Raw genomic sequence first — 19,679 nt, 5'->3', positions numbered from 1 at the left:
GACCCCGCCTCGGCTCAGCGTCCTCGCGACTGCTCGACCGTCACCTCGGTGGTCCGGGCCTGGGCGCGCACCCAGCGGTAGAGCGCTGCGACGATCGCGATGAACACGAGGGCGCCGAGCACCTGCGCGGCGGTCGCGAAGCCGTCGCCCACGACGGCGAGCGGCGTCTCCTTGCCCGTGCCCGCGATGATGCCTGCGTTGAGCACGCCGAAGAGGCTCTCGCCGACGATCAGGCCGGTCGCCATGAGCACGCCGAGCCGCTTGGACCGCTCCGGGTTCTTGGTGCGGTTCGCCCAGCGGTCGTAGACCATGCCCAGCAGAGCGCCCACCGGGATGATGAGCGTGAGCGACATCGGCAGGTACATGCCCATGCCCACGGCGAGCGGCGGCAGCGCCAGGCGGTGCTTGCGGGACTTCGTGGTGCGGGTCAGGACCTCGTCGACGATGATCGCGCCGATGCCCACGAGGGCGCCGATCCCGATCAGGTTCCACTGCAGGTCGCCGCCCATGACGCCCTTGACGAGGGACGAGAACAGGGACGCCTGGGGAGCCGCGAGCGCGTTCGGCCCGGCGTTCGGGTCCCCCGAGAAGCCGAAGGCCGTGTACATCAGCTGCAGCACGGGCGGGATCACGATCGAGCCGAACACGACGCCGATCACGAGGCTCACCTGCTGCTTCCACGGGGTCGCCCCCACCAGCTGGCCGGTCTTGAGGTCCTGGAGGTTGTCGTTCGAGATCGTCGCGATGCCGAAGACGACGGCGGAGACGAACAGCGTGAACGCGACGAGCGCCGCGGTCTCGTGGGCGTCGCCGCCGTGCACTGCGCGGATGAGCAGCGCCGCGGTGATGGCCACGACGATGCCCACCCCGGAGATCGGGGAGTTCGAGGCGCCGATGAGGCCGGCCATGTACCCGCACACCGCGGCGATGACGAGGCCCAGCACGAGGATGAACACGACCGAGATCGCGATGAGCGCGAAGGTGTTGTGGGCGATCGGGGTGCCCTGGATGAAGTCCCACAGCAGGAAGCCGATGGGAACCATCGAGAGCACGGTGACGAGCGCGACCACGCCGACCGGGATGTCGCGCTCGGTGACGTCGACCTGGCCGCCGGCGCGCCGGGTGCGGGACGCCGCGAGCGACTCCATGATGCCGCGCACGATCGGGACGATGAGCTTGACCAGCGTCCACACGGCGGCGATCGCGATCGCCCCGGCGCCGATGAAGCGCACGTCGGACGAGAAGATCCCGCCGACCGTGTCGGCGATGTCGCCGCTCGCGGGCAGCTGTCCCGAGGAGAAGATCGGCAGCAGCACGCCGTAGGAGACGAGCATGCCGACGATCATCGCGATGCCGACCGTGATGCCGACCAGGTGGCCGACGCCGATCAGCGCGAGGGAGAGGCTCGCCCCGAACATCGTGCCGCCCTCGCCGACGCGGAACGCGGTGGAGATCTCCGAGGACGTGAGCCGCAGCGCCGACAGCAGCGACATGCCGGCCGAGGCGAGGCCGCCCGCGAGGATGACATGCAGGCCGCGTCGGTTCTCCTCGGCCGCGCCGTGCGAGTCGCCGACCTTGAGCACCTCGGCGGCCGCGACCCCCTCGGGGTAGGGCAGGTCGGAGCCGGTGACGAGCGTGCGTCGTAGCGGGATCGAGTACATGACGCCGAGGATGCCGCCGAGCGCGCACAGCGCGGCCGTGGTCCAGTACGGGAACCCGCTCCACCAGCCGACGATCACGAGGCCGGGCAGCACGAAGATGATCGCGGAGAGCGTCCCGGCCGCCGAGGCGATGGTCTGGACAATGTTGTTCTCGACGATGCTGTGGTCCTTGAAGAACCGCAGGATCGCCATCGAGATGACCGCGGCGGGGATCGAGGTCGCGAACGTGAGTCCGACCTTGAGGCCCAGGTAGACGTTCGCGGCGGTGAAGACCAGCGTGATGATGCCGCCGATCACGATGCCGCGGATCGTCAGCTCTTTGACGGCGGATCGTCGGGCGGGCGCGCTCGCCGTCGGGGAGGGTGTCGATGAGGCCGACATGGGTGCTCCTGTTCGGGGCCGGCCGCGCGAACGGGCCCGGAGCTGGCCGGGTCTCGCTCGCCAGCGGGGTGGGAGGTCGGCGCCGGGGCGCCGAGGGCCGGGATGAGATCGTGCTCGATGCTACGCGTCCTCGTGCGCCGGGCCAGGACCGAGGGCCCTGCATGCGGGCGACCGCCCCGTTCGCGCGGCGCGAACGGGGTCGCGCCGGGCCGCCGCTCGGGAGGCCGTGTCAGGACCCTGTGGAACGATTGCGGGCATGACGATCATCGCGGCCGCCGACGGCTCGGCCCTTGGCAACCCCGGTCCCGCCGGCTGGGCCTGGTACATCGACGACTCGACCTGGCGCGCGGGCGGCTGGCCCCACGGGACCAACAACATGGGCGAGCTCAAGGCCGTGCTCGACCTGCTCGAGGCCACCGCCGTCGACGCCGACGAGCACCTGCACGTCCTGTGCGACTCGCAGTACGTGATCAACTCGGTGACGAAGTGGATGCCGGGCTGGAAACGCAAGGGCTGGCGCAAGAAGGACGGCAAGCCCGTGCTCAACGTGGACCTGCTGCAGGCGATCGACGCCGCCCTGGTCGGGCGCAGCGTCGAGTTCGAGTGGGTCAAGGGGCATGCCGGCCATGCGATGAACGAGGCCGCGGACAAGCGCGCCAACGCGGCGGCGACCGCCTTCTCCCGGCACCAGGATCCGCAGGTGGGCCCCGGCTACCGCGGCGGAGGCGCCGTCGAGAGCCGGCCGGCACCGAGCTCGGTGGACGCCGAGGAGCGCACGGGTGGGCCGACGACGGACGCCGAGGAGCGCGCGGGTGCGCCGACGACGGCGCGCACCCCGGGCGCCTCGGGCACGTCGGGTGCAGAGCGGGTGCGCGGCCGCGGCGCGCGTGCGTCGGCGGCCGATCGGGGCGCCCCTGCCTCGGGGACCGACAGGGGCGCCCCTGCCCCGGGGGCCGACCTGTTCTCCCTCTTCGACGAGCTGGATCCGGTCGAGCAGGCCGCCTCCGCACCGGCCGATCCCGCCGAGGCGCCGTTCGAGCAGGTCGTCGCACGCGAGCAGGCGCTCCTGACCGACGCGGTCCGCTCCGATCCGCCGTCGGCGGCGCTGCTCCTGCATCCCGCGTTCACCGAGATCGGCGCATCGGGGCGCACGTACGACCGCGACGAGATCCTCGCGCATCTCGCGCCCGTGGGTCATGACGTCGAGGCGAGCGACTTCGTCGCCGATGAGCTCGCGCCCGATGTCGTCCTGCTGCGCTTCACGACCCGCGGCAGCGGCCGCGGCACGGTGCACCGCACGTCGGTGTGGGTGCGCGACGGCGGGCAGTGGCTCCTGCGCCACCACCAGGGCACGCCCGCCGAGGTCGCATGACCGTCTACGCCGACACGCCCCGCTGGGCGCGCTACGGCATGACCTGGGGGCATCTGATCTCCGACACCTCGCTCGAGGAGCTGCACGCCCTGGCTCGTCGGGCAGGTCTGCCCGGCCGCTCCTTCGACCTCGACCACTACGACTGGGAGGCGGGGGCGCGGAGGGCGCTCGCCGCCGCCGGCACGGTCTTCGTCGGCAATGGGGAGCTCACGCGGATCCTCCTGGCGAGCGGGCTGCGCATCCCCGCGGCACGGCGCCCCGACGCACGACGGGCGCGCGCCGAGGACGCCGCGCGGGAGCTGGGGCTCGGCCGCACGCCGCTCGACCTTATCACCGGGCCCCTCGGGCACGTCGATCCGCTGCCCGAGCGCGCGGGCGCGTTCCGGGTCAGTCGCGACGACCCCGCGCGACCCCCGCGAGTCGAGGCCCACGACGCGGCCGGGCGTCGCGCCGCCGCCGCGTTCGTGGAGCACGCCGATCGGCTCTCGCACGCGGCCGGGCGCGGCGCCTGGATCGGCCAGGTCCTCGACGTCGCCGACGGGTCCGGGGAGTGACAGGGTGGGCGGGGGCTGGTGGGGGCTGACGGGGCAGGCGGGGGCCGGTGGAGCATGTGGTCGCCGTGCTGAGGCGCCCTGGCAGGCGGGATGTCCTTCGCGATCGAGTTCTGCGTTTGTGTCGCCATGACCAGCGCGTGGCGGCACACATGCAGATGTGGATGCGTGTGAGCTGATCGAGTTCTGCGTTGCGGCCGTCACGACCAGCACATGGCGACACAAATGCAGACGTGGACGGGGGAGCCCGATCGATTTCTGCGGTCGGGTCGTCATGACCAGCGCATGGCGACACAAATGCAGACGTGGATGGGGGAGCCCGATCGATTTCTGCGTTCGGGTCGCCATGAGCAACGCGTGGCGGCACACATGCAGACGTGGATGGGGAGTGCACGTACTGCACGTCCCTGTGCACCCGAGCGGTGGGCCCATCCGGATGAGGTCGCACGACTCATGTCGTGCCCAGCTGCTGCGTCTGCGCCGTCTCTCTCACACCCGCCGCATCGGGTGCGCTCCGGCATCGAGGGGCACGTTTTCGTCGCTCTCACGGTGAATACCGACGTGAACGTGCATCTGGACGCGGAGTTCCGACGTCAACGTGCACGTGGATGCGGAGTTGCGACGTGAACGTAACTCTCGATGTGCGTTCCGACGTGAACGTGCATCTGGACGCGGAGTTCTGACGTGAACGTGCATCTGGACGCGGAGTTCCGACGTGAACGTGCACGTGGATGTGGAGTTGCGACGTGAACGTGACTCTCGATGTGCATTCCGACGTGAACGTGCATGTGGATGCGGAGTTCCGACGTCACCGTGCACGTGGATGCGGAGTTGCGACGTCACCGTGCACGTGGATGCGGAGTTGCGACGTCAACGTGGCTCTCGATGTGCGGTGCGACGTGAACGTGCCTCTGGAGGCGGGGGTCAGACGCGCATGTGCCCCTACGGCCGTGCGTGCAATCGTGAGCGCCCTTTGACCTGCGCATGTCGACGTGGACGTGCCCCTCGATGCGGGGTGCCGGCCGCGACATGGTGCTCCCAGCGCACGAGGACGACGCGAATGTGACCCTGCCTCAGTGCCTCAGTGCCTCAGTGCCTCAGTGCCTCAGTTGGGCTGACCCCGTTTTTTAGGTCCGGTGGTTCTGGGAGTCGTCCTGTCGCCCGTGGTTGCGGGCAGGGAGACTGGTCAGATCATGTCGAACAGCAGGAAGCGTCACACCCCGGAGCAGGTCGTCCGCAAGCTCGGGCAGGCCGACAGGATGCTCGCCGACGGCAGCGACATCGCCGCGGTGTGTCGGGAGCTTGGGATATCCGAGCAGACGTATTACCGGTGGCGTAACCAGTACGGCGGACTGAAGGCCGACGACGCGAAGCGCCTCAGGGAGCTGGAGAAGCAGAACGCCACGCTCAAGCGGTTGCTGGCCGAAGCGGAGATGGAGAAGGCTGCGCTCAAGGAGCTGGCCGAGGGAGACTTCTAGGCCCGGGCAGGCGCCGCGCCGCCGTCTCGCACCTGATCAGGACACTGCAGGTGAGCGAGCGGAAGGCGTGCCGTCTGGCCGGGCTGAGCAGGTCCGCGTACCGTCGCCCGCTCAAGGGCGACACGGTCGCCGACCCTGATCGCGCGTTGCGAGACTGGCTGCGCGCGTGGGCGAAGAAGCATCCCCGCTACGGGTACCGGCGGGCGTATCACGACGCCCGGGGTGAGGGCTGGGCGGTCAACCACAAGAAGATCCAACGCCTCTGGCGAGCCGAAGGCCTCCGCGTCCCGCAGCGGCGACGCCGCAAGCGTGTCGGATCCTCGACCGTCGACGCCCCAGCGGCAGTCGCACCGAACCTCGTATGGGCGGTGGACTTCCAGTTCGACGCCGACGAGCGGGGCTGCCCGATCAAGATCTGCTCCATCGTCGACGAGCACACCCGCGAATGCATCGGCGGGCTCGTGGAGCGGTCGATCACCGCCGACCGGCTCACCGCCCACCTCGAAGAGCTCGTCGCCGTCCGCGGTGCACCGGGTGTGCTCCGCAGCGACAACGGGCCCGAGTTCATCAGCGACGCGATGGCCGACTGGGCGGGTACCCGCACCGGCCTGTTCTACATTCCGCCCGGCTCGCCCTGGCACAACGGATACGTCGAATCGTTCAACAGCCGCCTCCGCGACGAGTGCCTCAACATCAACAGCTTCTACTCACTGCTGCACGCCCAGGTCGTGATCGGCGACTGGAAGACCGAGTACAACCATCAGCGTCGGCACTCATCGCTCGGCTACCTACCCCCGGCCGAGTACGCTCGGCAGTGCACCCATCAAATCGAAACCGACGACTCACAGAGCGACCGGACCGAATGAAGGGGGCGGCCCACAGTGCCTCAGTGCCTCAGTGCCTCAGTGCCTCAGTGGCTCAGTGCCTCAGTGCCCGAGTGCCCAGATCTCGAAGTGCCCGCCCGCCCGACACGTGCCGCAGACTCAGCGCTCCGGATCTCGTGCGCTTCCCGTGCCGCGGGGCCGTTCCGGGCTGGCTGCCCCGCGCGGCCGGTCCGGCGAGACGCCCCCGCCGAGCGCGCGAGCCTGGTCCGGCATCACCACGTCCTCGGGAGCGATCTCGGCGGCCACGAGCTCCACGCGGAACGTCGCGCCGCCGCCGGGTGTCTGGTGGATCGAGATGCGCCCCTTGTGCTGCTCCACGATCGTCGCCGCGATCGAGAGGCCGAGCCCCGCGCCGCCGCCCTGGGTGGCCGAGCGCTGGCGCGACTCGTCGGTGCGGTAGAAGCGCTCGAACACCTTCTCGCGCTGCTCGCGCGGGATGCCCTCGCCATGGTCGCGCACCTCGAGGAGCACGGTGCCCTCGCGGGAGAGGCCCGCCGCGATCTCGACGGGGGAGCCCTTGGGGGTGTGGCGGTTGGCGTTGCCCACCAGGTTCAGGATGACCTGGCGCAGCGACGGCTCGTCGGCGAGCACCCCGATCGGCACGTGCGGCTGCACGGTCAGCGGCGTCCCCGACAGCGACGTCACCATCACCCGGCGGTCCGGGTCGAGGGCACGCAGGTCCTGCGCGGCGTCGAAGATGGCGTCGGAGATGTCGACCGGCCGCAGGTCCGGCTCGGGGTTGTCGTCCAGGCGCGCGAGCCGCAGCAGGTTCTCCACGAGCGAGCCCATCCGGCGCGCCTCGTCCTCGATGCGCCGCATCGCCTGGGCCACGTCCTCGTCGGTCCGCAGCGCACCCATCCGGTACAGCTCGCCGAAGCCGCGGATCGCCGCGAGCGGAGTGCGCAGCTCGTGGGAGGCGTCGCCCACGAAGCGCCGCATGCGCGCCTCCGACGCCGTGGCCTTCGCCTCCGAGCTCGACTGCGCCTCGAAGGAGTCCTCGATGCGCACGAGCATCTCGTTGAGGGAGACAGCGAGATCGTGCACCTCCTGGGACGTGCCGCTCACGGGGACGCGCCGGGACAGGTCGCCGCCGACGATCTCGCGTGCCGTCGCCTCGACGTCGCGGAGCGGCTCGAGAGCGCGATAGGCCGTCCAGCCGCCGATGGTCGTGCCGGCGAGCACCACCGCCGTGCCCACCACGACGATGAGCAGCGCCATCTTGTACATCGTCTGGTCGACGTTCTGCAGCGGCAGCGCGATGAACACGGTGCCGGCGGAGTCGTCGTCCGGGACCGCCACGACCCGCCAGCGGTTCTGGTTCGCGTCGAGCTCCGTGAACGCCTGGCCGCCCTGCGCGATGACCTGCTGACGGTTCCAGGAGGGGAACGTCAGGCGCGACATGTCCTGGCCGTCGTTCTGCTCGACCCGGCCGAGCGTCGTGCCGTCGGCGCCGCGGTACTCGACCACGAAGTTCACGGGGGCGATCGAGTGGTCGCCGGGGGCGTCCTCGGGCGAGAGGGCCGTGGGCTGGGCGCTCACGATCTGGGCGGTCGCATCGTGGAGATCGTCGTCGATCGACCTCAGGAGCGTGCGATGCAGGAGGTACAGCGAGAGCGCGCCAGTGACGACGGTGCCGGCGACGAGCACGAACGAGATGACGCCGACGACCCGTGTCCACAGGGACACGGGTCGGTCGGGGCGCAGGCTGCGGCGGGGCACGAGGGCGCCGGGATCAGTGCGAGTCGGCTGCTCGCAGCACGTAGCCGATGCCGCGCTTGGTGTGGATCATCGGCTCCCCGACGACGTCGATCTTGCGGCGCAGGTACGAGATGTAGGACTCGACGATGCCGACCTCGCCGGACCAGTCGTAGTCCCACACGTGATCCAGGATCTGGGTCTTGGAGACGACGCGCCCGGCATTCAGCATGAGATAGCGCAGGAGCTTGAACTCGGTGGGGGAGAGGTCGATCGGGGAGTCGGCCCGGGTGACCTCGTGGGAGTCCTCGTCGAGGCGCAGGTCCCCGACGACGAGCGAGGAGTCGCTCGGCTCCTCGGTGCGGCCGTGGGTGCGGCGCAGGACGGCGCGGATGCGAGCCACGACCTCCTCGAGGCTGAAGGGCTTGGTCACGTAGTCGTCGCCGCCGACGGTCAGACCCGCGACCTTGTCCTTAGTCTCGTCGCGCGCGGTCAGGAACAGGATCGGGTAGTGCTCGCCGCGGTCGCGCAGGCGACGCGTCACGGTGAAGCCGTCCATGTCGGGCAGCATCACGTCGAGCACGACGAGGTCGGGCTGATGCTCGGTGGCCTCGCGGATCGCCTCGTTGCCCGTCGAGGCCGTGAAGACCTCGAAGCCCGCGAAGCGCAGGGACGTGGCCAGCAGGTCACGGATGTTGGGCTCGTCGTCCACGACGAGCAGGCGGGCCTCGAAGTCCCGGTCCTGGTCAGCGTTCATGACAGCAGTCTGGGCGCACGGCGTGGGAATTGCCTGGACGCGGCCTGGGAAACCGGGGTCAAGGCTGGGCCCGTTCGGCCCCGTGCACCGGGCCCCGCGCCCCCGTCACCGTCCGTTGACGAGGTGCCGCACCGCGTTCTGGCTCTTGCGCATCCGACGCAGCTGGAAGGACAGCTGGATGATGCGGACCGAGCCCACGAGCGCCATCACGAGCGCTCCCGCGATCGCCGCGAGCAGCATCGCGACGCCGAGCGGCAGATCGAACGAGGCGGTGAAGTACTCGAAGGTCGCGCGCGTGTTGTTCTGGATGACGAAGATCAGCAGGGCGATCAGCACGATCGCGCCGAGGATCAGGGCGATCCAGATCCCGGCGGTGCGGGAGCCGTTCTTGGCCGGCTCCTCCTGGAGCTGCTCGGCGAGCTGGGCATCGCGGTCCGGCTCGCCGCGTCCGCGACGGCCGTGTCGATCGGCGGGCTCCGCGACGGGCTCGGGCTGGGCGCCGCCGACGGGGCCCGAGGCGACGGGGCCGGTGGCGGTCGGGTCGGTGCCGGGAGCGGAGACGGGGTCGCGACGGTCGTCGGGGGGAGTGGTCACGGGAGGCTCCTAGGGTGGGAAGGGAGGCGCGTGCCGCCGGGATGCACCCACTGTAGCGAGGGCATGCCGTGATGGCGCCTGCGCCTCACACCCCTGCGAGGTCCTCGGCGTCGACGATCGAGTACCCGTACCCCTGCTCGGCGAGGAACCGCTGCCGGTGCGCCGCGAAGTCCTGGTCCTGGGTGTCGCGCGTGACGACGGTGTAGAAGTGCGCCTCACGGCCGTCGGCCTTGGGCCGCAGCAGCCGCCCGAGCCTCTGGGCCTCCTCCTGGCGGGAGCCGAAGGCACCCGAGACCTGCACCGCGACCGAGGCCTCCGGCAGGTCGATCGAGAAGTTCGCGACCTTGGAGACGACCAGACGGTCGATCTCGCCGCGCCGGAACGCCCCGAACAGCTCCTGGCGCTTCTTCACGCTGGTCTGGCCCGTGATGAGGTCGCAGCCCAGGCGCTCGGAGATCTCCTCGAGCTGGTCGAGGTACTGGCCGATCACGAGCATCGGCTCGCCCGCATGGGTCGCGGCGAGCTGCTCGACGACGGCGGTCTTGGCCGGGTGGGTCGCAGCGAGGCGGTGGCGGTCCTCGGCCTCCGCGGTCGCGTGCACCATGCGGTCCGACTCGGGCAGGGAGACCCGCACCTCCGTGCACACCGCCGGGGCGATGTACCCCTGGGCCTCGATGTCCTTCCACGGGGCGTCGTACCGCTTGGGGCCGATGAGGGAGAACACCTCGCCCTCGCGGCCGTCCTCACGCACGAGGGTCGCGGTCAGGCCCAGCCGGCGCCGCGCCTGCAGGTCCGCGGTCATGCGGAACACGGGCGCGGGCAGCAGGTGCACCTCGTCGTACACGATGAGGCCCCAGTCACGCGCGCTCATGAGCTCGAGATGCGGGTGCACGCCCTTGCGCTTGGTCGTGAGCACCTGGTAGGTCGCGATCGTGACCGGCCGGATCTCCTTCTTGGTGCCGGAGTACTCGCCGATCTCGTCCTCCGTGAGCGAGGTGCGGCGGATCAGCTCGTCCTTCCACTGTCGCGCCGAGACCGTGTTGGTCACGAGGATCAGCGTGGTCCGCGAGGTCTGCGCCATCGCGCCCGCGCCGACGAGGGTCTTGCCGGCGCCGCACGGGAGCACGACCACCCCGCTGCCGCCGAGGTGGAAGCCCTCGACGGCCTGGCGCTGGTAGGGGCGCAGCGACCACGTGTCCTCGACCAGCTCGATGCGATGGTGCTCGCCGTCGACATAGCCGGCGAGGTCCTCGGCGGGCCAGCCGAGCTTCACGAGCGCCTGCTTGAGGTTGCCGCGCTCGGACGGGTGCACGGCCACGGTCACCTCGTCGATGCGCTCGCCGAGCATGCCGGCGACGCGCTTGGCGCGCACGATCTCCTCGAGCACGGCGCGGTCGAGGGCGTGCAGGACGAGGCCGTGCGCGGGATCGGACTGCAGCTGCAGGCGCCCGTAGCGGTCCATCGTGTCGGCGACGTCGATGAGCAGCGCGTGCGGCACGGGGTAGCGCGAGTTCTCCACGAGTGCCGCGATCACGGACTCGGCGTCGTAGCCGGCGGCGCGCGCGTTCCAGAGACCGAGGCTCGTGATGCGGTAGGTGTGGATGTGCTCGGGCGCGCGCTCGAGCTCCGCGAAGGGGGCGATCGCGGCACGGGCCGCGGGCGCGTTCGGATGCCCCACCTCGAGGAGGAGGGACTTGTCGCTCTGGACGATGAGGGGGCCGTCGGTCACCGCACCAGGCTACGGCGCGGGCCCCGTGGCGCCGTAGGGGTCACGCGCAGGGCGAACAGCGCGGGCCCGGCGCCGCCCGAGGGCGAGGCCGGGCCCGATGGTGCAGGACGCGGTGCGGCGGGTCAGCCGATGCGAGCGGGCTGCGTGAGCTCGCGGCCGCTCAGACGATGGTGCAGGGCGGTCACGAAAAGGGCGCCGAGCGGCACCAGCACGAACACGCCGACCACGAGGGTGCCGCCCACGACGCCGGCCGCGAGGAAGATCAGCATCGCGAGGATCGAGACGCCCACGTGGTCGCGGACCATGCGGAAGCTCTCGGACAGCGCCTCGGTGACACCCCGCCCCTCGGCGACGGCGGGCAGGGTGTAGATGCTGAGCACGGCGAGGACGAGACCCGGGATCAGGCAGAAGATGCCGCCGACGGCGACGATGACGCTCACGAGCAGGCTGGCCAGGATGAGCGGGCCGCTCCCGATGAATGACTCGGCGAGGCTCGGGCGTCGGCCTGCGCGGGCGATGCCCGCCGCGCGGTAGGCGCCGGTCGACCACAGGAGGCTCGCGACGGCGGACAGGATCGAGCCGAGCAGGCGCACGGCACCCGTCCACAGGGGCGCCGTCGGCGAGTAGTAGTAGTCGTCGGAGTACATGGCCGCCATGACGATCGCCTCGAGCAGGATCGGGCCGAGCGCGAGACCGAGCGTGATGAGGCCGTAGACGACGGCCGGGATCAGGAACGCCCCGATGTTCGCGACGAACGCGGACCACATCCAGCGGAACGAGGCCCCGAGGTCGGCGCCGAGGTCCGTGCCCGGGCGCGGTGCGCCCGGCATCGGCGCGCCCTGCGCAGACCAGGCGGGCGCCCCGTCGGCGCTCCAGGTGGGAGCGCTCTGGCCGGGCGCCGTGCCCCAGCCGGCCTGCGGAGCCGGGTCGGGCTGACCCCACGGCTGTTGGCCGGCGTTCTGCGTGCCGGAGCCGTACGGGTCGGCGCCCTGCCCGGCCGGGCCCCAGCCGGGCTGCTGGCCGGCGGCGCTCTGCTGACCGCTCGCGTACGGGTCACCGGCCTGCCCGGCGGCGTACGGGTCGTTCCCGGCGGGCGAGCCCCAGGGCGAGGGATCCGACGGCGAACCGGGCGGGCCGTAGGGATTCTGGTCGGTCATGGGGGCGGGCTCCTGGGTCTGGACACGGCGGGAGAGACGGGGCGCGCACGAGGCGGCCGTGCACACGCTACCCAGGAGAGGTGCCGCGGCGCGCGTCGACAGGCCCCGATGTGACGCGCCGGGCGGGGCCCGAGGCGCTCGTGAGGCGGTGCGGGCGGCGCCGACGGTGCGGTCGCGCCGGCCGGGCCGTGAGCGGGGAAGGCGTCCGGCACGGACGCGGACGCTGTCAGCACGGCGGACGCGGACGGCTCGAGCCGGGGTCGGCGGCGCCGTCTGCGCGAGGGGCTCTGCACATGGCTGCACGAGAGAGCCGCAGCCCCGCGACATCGCAGGGCTGCGGCTCTCTCGTACAGGTCTGTGCAGTGTGGCTCCGGCGGACCGGTCAGCGCACGTGCAGGTGCGAGCGTGCGCGGACCGGCGTCGCTCTCAGGCTCGCGCGGGCTCCGAGAGCTCGCGCCCGTTCAGCCGCTCGAACAGCGCCAGGTACAGCAGCTGCTGCAGGGGGACCAGCAGGATCACGAGCACCCCGGTCACGATGACGATCGAGCTGACGGTGCTGATGAGCGCCGAGGCGGCGTAGACGATGAGGGCCGCCAGGATCGACGTCCCCGGATGCGTCTTGACGGTGTTCCAGCTCTGCGAGAACGCTTCGCCGAGCGAGGCGCCGCGCGCGGAGGCGGGCACCGCGTACATCAGGACCACCGAGAGGACGACGCCGGGGATGATGAAGAGGATCGAGCCGATGCTGGTGAGCACGACCACCACGAGGGCGGTCCCGATGGTGCGCCCCGTGCCCGTGAAGCCCTGCCCGATGCTCGGACGGCGTCCGTCGATCACCTCGGCACCGGCCCGCGTGGCCCCGGTGAGCCACAGCAGCGAGCACACGGCGGCGATGACGGTGATCGCGGCGCCGATCCCGATCGCCCACCCCACCTGGCCGCCCGTGATGCGCGGCGAGCCGTACGCGTCGTAGGTGTCGAGGGAGAAGACGCCGAGGGCCGCGATGATCCCGAACACCCCGACCACGACCACGACCGTGGTGACGACGCTGTAGACGACGGCGGGCACCACGAACGGGCCGATGGTGCGGGTGAAGGCGTTCCAGGCCCACTTCACCGAGGCCCCGAGATCGGCGCCGACGTCAGAACCGGGCGCGGGGGTCGGCGGGGTCGTGTAGGCGGGGGCGCCGTAGCCGCTGCCCTGCCCGGGTGCGCCGTAGCCCGGACCGGCACCCGGTGCCGAGGCATCGGGGCCCGGGCCCCGCGCGCCGTAGCCCTGACCGCCCTCGGCAGAGGAGGCCGGTCCGGCGGGGGAGCCGGGCGGGACGGAGGGTCCCTGCTGGTAGGGCGAGCCGCCCGGGGCAGGGGAGCCCTGCGCGTACGGCGACTCCTGGGGCACGGACGATCCGGCCGGAGCCGGAGCGCTCCACGGATCGGCCGGGCGCGGGTCGCCGGGGGCGCCCCAGGCGCCCTGCTCGTGCGGCTGCGAGGTGTCGTCGGGCCCGGGGCCCGTGGGCGGGTTCGGGGGGATGCTGCTCATGGCGGCTCTCCTTGTCGTCGGGCGGACGGACGGTGATGCCCGTTACGTCCCCAACCTACGGACAGGCCGTGTGCGCCGCATGCGACGCGCGCCCCGTCCTCGCCCCGACCTTCGTCGGATACCGGCACGTCCGCCATCGGCGGGTGGTCGCCCCGTGCCTCACGGCGCCGCGTCCCTACAATGGCGAGGAACGCCGCGTGAGCGGAGCACCCGTCCGCCGCGTCGGCACCCGTCGCACCCGAGATCAAGGAGCACGCGCATGGCCACCTTCGAACCGTCCCCCCAGGACTCCGCCGACATCGGCGTCACCGGTATGGCGGTGATGGGGTCGAACCTCGCCCGCAACCTCGCCCACCACGGCTACAAGGTCGCGATCCACAACCGGTCCGCCTCCAAGACGGAGGCCGTGATCGACGAGCACGGCAGCGAGGGGGAGTTCTTCCCGTCGGAGTCGACCGAGGACTTCGTGAAGTCGCTCAAGAAGCCGCGCGTCGCGATCATCATGGTCAAGGCGGGCAAGCCCACCGACGCCGTGATCGAGGAGCTCGCGCAGTACATGGAGCCGGGCGACATCATCGTCGACGGCGGCAACTCGCTGTTCACCGACACGCGTCGCCGCGAGGCCGCGATGAAGGACCGCAACCTCAACTTCGTGGGCATGGGCGTCTCGGGCGGCGAGGAGGGCGCGCTCAACGGCCCGTCCCTCATGCCCGGCGGCTCGAAGGACGCCTGGGAGCGCCTGTCGCCGATGCTGCGCGACATCGCCGCCAAGGCCGAGGAGGACGGCGAGCCCTGCACCACCCACGTGGGCGCCGACGGCGCGGGCCACTTCGTCAAGATGGTCCACAACGGCATCGAGTACGCCGACATGCAGGTCATCTCCGAGGCCTACGACATGATGGCGCGCGCCCTGGGCCTCGACGCCCACGCGATCGGCGACGTCTTCGAGACCTGGAACGAGGGGGACCTGCAGTCCTTCCTCATCGAGATCACGGCGACCGTGCTGCACCACGACGACGTGCGCACCGGCAGGCCGTTCGTCGACATCATCAAGGACGAGGCCGCCCAGAAGGGCACCGGCGCCTGGACCGTGCAGACCGCGCTCGACCTCGGCGTCCCGGTCACGGGCATCGCCGAGGCGACCTTCGCCCGGTCCGTCTCGGGCGACGTGGACCAGCGCGCCGCCGCCCAGAAGGTGCTCGAGGCCCGCACCGCCGACGAGAAGATCGACGACCCGCAGCAGTTCATCGACGACCTGCAGAAGGCGCTGTACGCGTCCAAGCTCGTCGCCTACGCCCAGGGCTTCGAGGAGATCTCCAAGGGCGCCGAGACCTACGACTGGGACATCAACCTCGGCGACATGGCCAAGATCTGGCGCGCGGGCTGCATCATCCGCGCCAAGTTCCTGGACCGCATCACCGAGGCCTACGACCGCGATCCGGGCCTCAAGCTGCTGCTCGCGGACCCGTACTTCGCCGAGGCGATCAACGACTGCGTGCCCGCGTGGCGGCGCGTGGTGGCCTTCGCCGCCGCCAACGGCTTCCCGGTGCCGGTGTTCGCCTCGAGCCTCTCCTACTACGACGCGATCCGCTCGGAGCGCCTTCCGGCCGCGCTCGTGCAGGCCCAGCGCGACTACTTCGGCGCCCACACCTACAAGCGCGTGGACGACGAGGGCAGCTACCACGTCGAGTGGACCAAGGACCGCTCGGAGACCCGCACCGACGGCGGCCAGGGCGGCGTGACCCACGGCGCCGTCGACCCGTCCGCCGGTGAGCAGACGCAGGAGAAGTCGACCCGCTGATCCGTCGCGAGAACGCGGAAGGCCCGGACCGATCGGTCCGGGCCTTCCTGCTTCTCCCTGCCGCGCCGTACGGCCGACAGGGGCTCAGCGCTGATCAGTACGACGGCGCTGATCAGTACGACGAGGTCGACGAGGCCGCGAAGACGCTCGCGAACAGCAGGACGTAGGCGAGGATCGCGAGGACGAGCCAGATCGCGTAGACGATCCAGCCCCACTTGTAGTACTTGTTCGCGGTGGGGAGGTCGGTGTCGGCCTTGGTCAGGCCGAGGATGCCCAGGATGATCGTGACGATGTTGAAGAAGCACACCGCCGCCACGATGATCTGCACGATCCACTTGGTCTTCGACACGGGCGCGAAGCCCGGGGCGACGCCGTCCTGCGGAGCGCCCGGGGCCTGGTAGGAGGGCGTGGCGCCGGCGGGAGCCGCATAGGGGCTGCTCGCGCTGGCCGGGGCGGGCGAGCCGAAGGGGCCGCCGCTCGGCGCGGCGTACGGGTCGCTCGGGCTGCCGGGGCCGGAGCCGTAGGGCTCGTTGCTGCCGTCGGTCGGGGGGTTGTTCGGGCTGGTCATGGGTCTCCCCTTGGAAGGTCGGCCGGAGCGGCGTCCGGCGTTCGGTCGTCTCGGCCGCGGGAGCGGGGGGCTCGCCGACGGTCCGCAGGAGAGTACCCCAGGGGTGGCCCGCACCACACCTCGAACTGCCGGATGGGACGAGGTGGCCTGCCACCGGTCATCCGGCGATGACCGCGCTGCGCGACTCAGCCGAGGGTCACGCGGTGCACGAGCACCGTGAACTCCTCGGCGCCGCGCGCGTCGCGGGCACGCAGGCGCCCCCCGTCGAGGGACAGCGGGACCGCTTCGCGCGTGACGATGCCGCCGCGGCCGTCGACGATGCCCAGCCGGATCGGCGCCGCGTGCGCGATCGCCTCGAGCAGACGGTCCGTGATCGAGGGGTCCTCGCCCGCGTTCTGCTCGGCCTCGCGGATCCGGGCCGCCGCCTCGGCGGGCGGCAGGCGCAGCTCGGGGCCCTCGACCACCTCGAGCTCGGCGTCGACGGGGCCACCGTGCAGGGTGTGGTCGCGCTCGTCCCGGGCGGTGCGTCCGTCGGGCCCCACGGCGATCGCCGAGAGCCCCGAGCGCCGCACCACCTGCAGCACGAACCCGGGATCCGCGGTCGACACCGCGACGGTCGGGGCCAGGCGCTGCAGGAACAGGGGCTCGGCCTCGGGCGAGGACTGGAACAGGGTCAGCACGGCCTCGTCGGCGGTCAGGAAGCTCGCGGCGCGGCCGATGTGGACCTGCCCGTGGCGCCGCGCCTCGTCGCGCAGCAGGTAGGTCAGGGCCTGCGGCACGGGGGAGCGGGACGTCTCGGCGAGCAGGGCGAGCAGGTCGTCGGCATCGAGTCCCGCGGCCATCGCGCGGCGCACGGTGGCCGCCGTGAAGCGCAGGGTGAGCGCGGCCCCGCGCGAGACCACGTCGGCCCACGACAGCAGGGCGATCAGGCGCTCGGAGGGCCGGCCCGGGATGGTCGCCGTCAGGTCGGAGTCGAGCAGCACCTCGTCCACGGGGGGCGGGGCGTGCTCGCGGAGGCGGCGCGCCAGGTGCGCGTCCGCCTCAGCGACGCCCTCGTCGAGCGCCTCCACGAGGCCGACGCCGAGCGTCGTGAGAGCCCCGTCGAGCACGATGCCGAGCGCCTGGCCCTCCGCGAGCAGCGCGTGCGCCTCCTCCTCGAGCAGGACGGGCGAGGTGAGCGGGAACGCCCACGCGAGGGAGTCCACGAGGGACTGCTGCGTCGCGTGCACGTCGGCGGAGCGCCGCAGCTCGGCCAGCATGCTCAGGCGCCGGGTGCGGGCCCCGTCGCGCGTGGTCGAGGACGACAGGAGCGCACGGGAGGTCCCGACGGTGTCCGTGGTCCCCACGATCGCGGCGACGTGATGGCTGAGCGCCCAGGTGCGCGCGAGCTCGGCCCAGCGCTCCTCGAGACCCCGCGACCGGTAGGCGTCCCAGTCGGCCGTGGGCTGCCACGACTCCCCGTCATGGCCCAGCAGGCCGGCGCACCACGCGGTCTGGATCACGGTCGCGTAGGAGACCAGGGGGGCGTCGGCCTGCTGGGCGAGACGGCGCAGGTCGCGCTGGGGGATCCCGCCGCGGCGCAGCACCGACGGCGGGTCGTCGTCCCAGCGCCGCACGGTCCCCAGGACGCGGACCGCCTCGAAGGCGGCCTCGACGGCCTGGGCGTCGCGCGAGCCGGGGATCCTCTCGTGCACGGGCGCGCCGCACAGCGCGGGCCGGGAGACGGGTAGCGAGGCGCGCACCCGGCCCCCGCGCAGCACGAGCTGCACCGGACGGGGGATGACGAGGGCATCGCCGTGGCGGCGGATGAGCCCCGCCTCGAGCAGAGCGCGGGCCATGGGCGAGCCGTGGTCGGCGTCGACGCGGGCCGGCCCCCAGGCCAGACGCTCGAGCAGAGGTCGCAACGGCTCCGCCGCCCCGTCCACGAGACGGCGTGCGTGCTCGTGGGACGGATCGTCGTCGTCCTCGGGGGCGAGGCCCGCGGGCGTGCGCAGCACCTCGCGCGCGGCCCGCACGGTGCGGATCTCGTGGTCGCCCCACAGGAGGCCGAGGGTGCGCAGGCGCTCGAGGAACGGGGAGGTCGCGCGGGCGTCGGAGCCGACGGCGGCCGCGACGTCCTCGGGCGTGGTCGGGTCGGGCAGCACCACGAGCGCCTCGAGCAGGGTCAGCTCGGGACGGCGCAGGCTCGACAGCGCATGATGCACGGAGGAAGGGGCGGCCGCACGGGCGGCGAGCGCGCCGATGCCGCGGGGGACGGGCGCGGTCAGGTCCGGCCGGGCGGCGAGCAACTGGGTCAGGCGGTTGTCGTCGAACCGGCGCAGCTCGTCCGCGAGGGACCGGATGGGCTTGGACATGGTCGCTCCAGCATAGGCTTGCCCCGCTCCCGACCCGGCCCCGGACAGGCACTGCCGCCGGACCGAAGACGGGGACGCCCCCATAGCCCAATCGGCAGAGGCGGCCGACTTAAAATCGGCACAGTCCGGGTTCGAGTCCCGGTGGGGGCACCGCGCATCGGGCACGACGGAGCCCGTGAGCGAGGGCGCCGGGCCGCGCGGCCCGGCGACGGGCCACTCAAGGGCGGAGGCTCAGGGGTGGAAATAGGCGGGGCGGTCGAGATCCTCCAGCAGGGCCGGCCCGGTCGGCCGCCAGCCCAGCTGCTCGCGGGTGATCGCGCTGGAGGCAGGGCCGTCGTGCGTGACGTAGGCGGCGTAGAGACGGAAGTGCCTGCGCGCGGCCCGCGGCGACATGCCGACGACCGGCACCCCGAGCCGTCGGCCGATGACCTCTGCGATGAGGGCGAACGGCACGCCGTCCTCGGCGACCGCGTGGTAGCGGGACCGGGGGACGCCCCGCTCGACCGCGCGCCGGAACACTGTGGCCGCATCGGTGCTGTGCACCGCGGGCAGAGGGTTGCGTCCGTCGCCGACGTAGGCGGATCGACCGGTGCGGCGCGCCACGTCGATGAGTCGCGGGATCGTGAAGTGGTCGCCGTCGCCGTGCACGAGCGGCATCCGCACGATCGACGCGTTCAGTCCGCCGTCGGCGAGACGCATGATGGTCCGTTCGACGTTGCGCCCCATCGGGCCCGCGGTGGTCGACGCCGCGTCGAGTTCGGTGAGCGTCGGTCCGTGCGCGATCACCGGCGCGAAGCCGCCGGCGGCGACGATCGGCCGGTCGCTCCCGGAGAACGTCTCGAAGATGGCCTGCAGCGCGCGCCGTTCGATCCTGCTGCTGCGCAGGAAGCGGAGGGCGCTGGAGTTGTCGAACGCCGTGTGGACGACCGCATCGGCGCCGGCGACGGCATGCCGCAGGCTCCGGACGTCCTCAAGCGCACCGGCGACGGGCTCGGCGCCCGCGGCGCTCAGTCGCGCGGCCGAGGCATCGGATCGCGCGAGCGCCAGCACCTGATGCCCTGCCGCGAGGAGGTCGCGGACGACCGCTGAGCCGACGAAGCCGGTTCCTCCGGTGACGACGACGCGCATCACGCGGCCCCCGTCGCGAGCCGGGGCGGC

At 72.1% G+C, this 19,679-nt stretch carries 14 protein-coding genes and 1 tRNA gene; 5 read left to right on the top strand and 10 right to left on the bottom strand.

Translation table 11 applies throughout. The annotated features are described in order from the left end of the window. Positions 1–14: 14 nt before the first annotated feature. Positions 15–2,042: an OPT family oligopeptide transporter gene (locus tag BRM3_RS01745; RefSeq protein WP_263594393.1), complete on the bottom strand. Its 2,028-nt coding sequence runs from the start codon at positions 2,040–2,042 to the stop codon at positions 15–17. Between the two features lie 256 nt (positions 2,043–2,298). On the opposite strand from BRM3_RS01745, the gene BRM3_RS01740 reads away from it, so the two are divergent. The 3 genes from BRM3_RS01740 (at position 2,299) to BRM3_RS01730 (ending at position 6,309) form a co-directional block, all read left to right on the top strand. Next, positions 2,299–3,414 carry an RNase H family protein gene (locus tag BRM3_RS01740; RefSeq protein ID WP_263594392.1) on the top strand — a complete coding sequence of 372 codons (1,116 nt, stop codon included), beginning with the start codon at positions 2,299–2,301 and terminating at the stop codon, positions 3,412–3,414. Further along, positions 3,411–3,968 (top strand): DUF4031 domain-containing protein, encoded by a 558-nt coding sequence (locus BRM3_RS01735; RefSeq protein ID WP_263594391.1) that lies wholly within the window; start codon positions 3,411–3,413, stop codon positions 3,966–3,968. Before BRM3_RS01740 ends, BRM3_RS01735 begins: the two co-directional genes overlap by 4 nt. Before the next feature lie 1,190 nt (positions 3,969–5,158). Beyond that, a protein-coding gene (locus BRM3_RS01730; RefSeq protein ID WP_263595366.1) for an IS3-like element ISPfr10 family transposase occupies positions 5,159–6,309 on the top strand; the annotation gives its coding sequence in 2 pieces (ribosomal slippage) (positions 5,159–5,435 and positions 5,435–6,309; 1,152 coding nt in all). A gap of 117 nt (positions 6,310–6,426) precedes the next feature. Here the strand turns inward: BRM3_RS01730 and BRM3_RS01725 are convergent. The 6 genes from BRM3_RS01725 to BRM3_RS01700 all read right to left on the bottom strand — a co-directional run bounded on the left by BRM3_RS01725 (position 6,427) and on the right by BRM3_RS01700 (position 13,798). After that, complete coding sequence (locus BRM3_RS01725) at positions 6,427–8,046, bottom strand: sensor histidine kinase (protein ID WP_263594390.1); 1,620 nt, start codon at positions 8,044–8,046, stop codon at positions 6,427–6,429. A gap of 13 nt (positions 8,047–8,059) precedes the next feature. Continuing rightward, a complete protein-coding gene (locus tag BRM3_RS01720) occupies positions 8,060–8,779 on the bottom strand; it encodes a response regulator transcription factor (protein WP_263594389.1) in 720 nt (239 codons plus the stop codon). 105 nt (positions 8,780–8,884) lie between these two features. Further along, a complete protein-coding gene (locus BRM3_RS01715; RefSeq protein WP_263594388.1) occupies positions 8,885–9,373 on the bottom strand; it encodes a LapA family protein in 489 nt (162 codons plus the stop codon). 85 nt (positions 9,374–9,458) lie between these two features. Then, the gene (locus BRM3_RS01710; RefSeq protein ID WP_263594387.1) at positions 9,459–11,102 is read right to left on the bottom strand and encodes a DNA repair helicase XPB; all 1,644 of its coding nucleotides are present in this window, start codon (positions 11,100–11,102) and stop codon (positions 9,459–9,461) included. Positions 11,103–11,224: 122 nt separating this feature from the next. Continuing rightward, positions 11,225–12,259, bottom strand: coding sequence for a hypothetical protein (locus BRM3_RS01705; RefSeq protein WP_263594386.1), 1,035 nt, complete (start codon positions 12,257–12,259; stop codon positions 11,225–11,227). A 426-nt stretch (positions 12,260–12,685) separates the two neighbouring features. Then, positions 12,686–13,798, bottom strand: coding sequence for a hypothetical protein (locus BRM3_RS01700; RefSeq protein ID WP_263594385.1), 1,113 nt, complete (start codon positions 13,796–13,798; stop codon positions 12,686–12,688). Positions 13,799–14,057: 259 nt separating this feature from the next. Here BRM3_RS01700 and gndA point away from each other — a divergent pair, with 259 nt between their 5' ends. Then, positions 14,058–15,599 (top strand): NADP-dependent phosphogluconate dehydrogenase, encoded by a 1,542-nt coding sequence (gndA, locus tag BRM3_RS01695; protein ID WP_263594384.1) that lies wholly within the window; start codon positions 14,058–14,060, stop codon positions 15,597–15,599. A 112-nt stretch (positions 15,600–15,711) separates the two neighbouring features. Here gndA and BRM3_RS01690 read toward each other — a convergent pair whose 3' ends face one another. Together BRM3_RS01690 and BRM3_RS01685 are read right to left on the bottom strand one after the other, a co-directional pair. Then, positions 15,712–16,167, bottom strand: a complete 456-nt coding sequence (locus BRM3_RS01690) for a hypothetical protein (RefSeq protein WP_263594383.1) — start codon at positions 16,165–16,167, stop codon at positions 15,712–15,714. Between the two features lie 185 nt (positions 16,168–16,352). After that, positions 16,353–18,521, bottom strand: coding sequence for a helicase-associated domain-containing protein (locus BRM3_RS01685; protein ID WP_263594382.1), 2,169 nt, complete (start codon positions 18,519–18,521; stop codon positions 16,353–16,355). Between the two features lie 76 nt (positions 18,522–18,597). Between BRM3_RS01685 and BRM3_RS01680 the strand changes: the two genes are divergently transcribed. After that, positions 18,598–18,671 (top strand) — tRNA-Leu (locus BRM3_RS01680). 81 nt (positions 18,672–18,752) lie between these two features. Here BRM3_RS01680 and BRM3_RS01675 read toward each other — a convergent pair. After that, complete coding sequence (locus BRM3_RS01675; protein WP_263595365.1) at positions 18,753–19,649, bottom strand: SDR family oxidoreductase; 897 nt, start codon at positions 19,647–19,649, stop codon at positions 18,753–18,755. Positions 19,650–19,679: the final 30 nt, after the last annotated feature.

It is taken from the genome of Brachybacterium huguangmaarense, from assembly GCF_025725725.1.
Classification (GTDB): Bacteria; Actinomycetota; Actinomycetes; order Actinomycetales; family Dermabacteraceae; genus Brachybacterium; species Brachybacterium huguangmaarense.
Note: the sequence above shows the minus strand (reverse complement) of the source record. Positions and strands in the feature narration are given on the sequence as shown.